We start from the raw sequence: 903 nt of genomic DNA, 5'->3' as shown, positions 1-903 counted from the left end.
ACTCCACGGCCGTGGAGTCCGCCGTCGAGGCGGCCGGGCAGTGGGTCGCCGCAGGCGGCGCCGCCACCTTCCGCACCCGCCGCGCCCAGGGCGTCCAGGGCCGCGCGTGCCTGCACCCCGGTGCCGAGCGGCTGCCCCGGGAGGTCCAGGACCTGCTGGTGGACGTGCGCGCCGCGGGCGGCACGGTCGTGGCCACGGGCGGCTGTTTCGACGTCCTGCACGCCGGCCACATCGCCTCCCTCGACGCCGCGCGCCGGCTCGGCGACGCGCTGGTGGTGCTGTTGAACTCCGACGACTCCGTGCGCCGGCTCAAGGGCCCGGGCCGGCCGGTGGTCGGCCAGGAGGACCGTGCCCGCGTGCTGGCCGCCCTCCGCAGCGTCGACGCGGTGGTCGTCTTCGACGAGGACGACCCCCGCGCGGCCCTGTCCGTCCTGCGCCCCGACGTGTGGGTGAAGGGCGGCGACTACACCCCCGAGCAGCTTCCCGAGGCCGTGGACGTGCGCGGCTGGGGCGGGGAGGTCACCGTCCTGCCCTACCTCTCCGGGCGCTCCACCACGGCGATCCTCCAGCGGGCCGGCCGTGAGGGCTGAGCCCCGCGGCCCCCGCACCGTGGCCCCGGGCGAGGTCGGGGCGGGCGACGTGCTGGTGCTGCGCGCCCTCGGCCTGGGCGACGGCCTGACCGGCGTGGCGCCCCTGCGCGGGGTCCGGCGCATGCTGCCCCGGCACCGGCTCGTGCTGGCCGCGCCCGAGGGCATCGGCACCTGGCTGGCCGAGCTGGGCGTGGTGGACGCGGTCCTGCCCACGTCCGGGCTCGGCCCGCTCCCGCCGCTGTCCGGCGGGCACGTGGCGGTCAACCTGCACGGGCGCGGCCCGCTCAGCCACGAGCTGCTGCTCGCCACCGGC

At 78.7% G+C, this 903-nt stretch carries 1 protein-coding gene and 1 pseudogene; both read left to right on the top strand.

Features of this window, described 5'->3' with window-relative positions:
* Positions 1-590: D-glycero-beta-D-manno-heptose 1-phosphate adenylyltransferase (gene rfaE2, locus CRM73_RS19355; protein WP_229588815.1), on the top strand; the 590-nt coding region annotated here is incomplete at its 5' end.
* Positions 580-903, top strand: a pseudogene (locus tag CRM73_RS19350) (hypothetical protein); the annotation flags it as partial. The gene rfaE2 and the pseudogene CRM73_RS19350, both read left to right, overlap by 11 nt.

The sequence above is a fragment of the Kocuria sp. CCUG 69068 genome (genome assembly GCF_020833785.1).
In the GTDB taxonomy this organism is placed as follows: domain Bacteria; phylum Actinomycetota; class Actinomycetes; order Actinomycetales; family Micrococcaceae; genus Kocuria; species Kocuria rosea.
The sequence above is the reverse complement of the archived record's forward strand: the minus strand, read 5'-3'. Positions and strand labels throughout refer to the sequence as shown.